Annotated in this window: 1 pseudogene; it reads left to right on the top strand. The window is 68.3% G+C overall.

Features of this window, described 5'->3' with window-relative positions:
* Positions 1-567: pseudogene (locus ACK3CV_RS25305) on the top strand (type IV secretion protein Rhs); the annotation flags it as partial.

Genomic DNA, 567 nt, shown 5'->3' with positions numbered 1-567 from the left:
ACCGCTATCCGGATGACGAAGAGAGCCTGCCGGCCGGCGTGATCGACGCGCTGGGCGGGGAAGTGAAGCTGGAGTGGGACGCCCGCGGCCAGCTGACGCGCTACACCGACTGTTCCGGCAGCGTGACAGCTTATACCTACGATGCGCTGGGGCAACTGACGGCGCAGACCGATGCCGAAGGCCACCAGACGCGCTACCTATGGGATAACGGCGGGCGCCTGCACACCCTGATCCAGCCGGACGGCGGCGAAGAGCGCTTTAACTGGAATGCGCACGGCCAGCTGGCAGAACATCAGGACGCGCTGGGCAGCCTGACCCGCTGGCAGTACAACGCCCTGGGGCTGCCGGTCAGCATCACCGACCGCATCAACCGCACCCGGCGCTATCACTACAGCCCGCAGGGCTGGCTGACGCGGCTGGAGAACGGCAACGGCGGCGAATACCGCTTCAGCTACGATGCGGTGGGCCGCGTGCTGGCCGAAGAGCGCCCGGACGACACCCGCCACTATTATCGCTACGGCGCGGCCGGGCTGCTGGAGGAGCACCGCGAGGTCGGCCTGCCGGGCA

This window comes from Serratia sp. TSO36, assembly GCF_057808395.1.
Note: the sequence above shows the minus strand (reverse complement) of the source record. Positions and strands in the feature narration are given on the sequence as shown.